This window comes from Pseudomonas sichuanensis (assembly GCF_003231305.1).
In the GTDB taxonomy this organism is placed as follows: domain Bacteria; phylum Pseudomonadota; class Gammaproteobacteria; order Pseudomonadales; family Pseudomonadaceae; genus Aquipseudomonas; species Aquipseudomonas sichuanensis.
This window is the reverse complement of sequence record NZ_QKVM01000151.1, coordinates 1-406: the sequence shown is the minus strand read 5'-3', so window position 1 is coordinate 406 and position 406 is coordinate 1. Positions and strand designations below refer to the sequence as shown.

Sequence of the window (406 nt, the reverse complement as noted above, 5' to 3'; positions counted from 1 at the left end):
TGGCTTGACCAGAACCTGGCCACGCTCAACGTCGTCACGCTTGGTACCACGCAGCAGGACGCCGCAGTTCTCGCCAGCACGGCCTTCGTCCAGCAGCTTGCGGAACATCTCAACACCGGTGCAGACGGTGGTGGTGGTGTCACGCAGACCAACGATTTCCAGGGCGTCCTGGACCTTGACGATACCGCGCTCGATACGACCGGTAACAACGGTACCGCGACCGGAGATCGAGAACACGTCTTCGATTGGCATCAGGAACGGCTTGTCGATAGCGCGCTCTGGCTCTGGGATGTAGCTGTCCAGAGTTTCAACCAGCTTTTTGACAGCGCTGGTGCCCATTTCGTTGTCGTCTTTGCCTTCCAGCGCCATACGAGCCGAACCGATGATGATCGGGGTGTCGTCGCCC

1 protein-coding gene is annotated in these 406 nt (G+C 59.6%); it reads right to left on the bottom strand.

All coding sequences use genetic code 11. The features are described 5' to 3' along the window. Positions 1 to 406: EF-Tu/IF-2/RF-3 family GTPase (locus DM373_RS28500; protein ID WP_244215150.1), on the bottom strand; the 406-nt coding region annotated here is incomplete at both ends.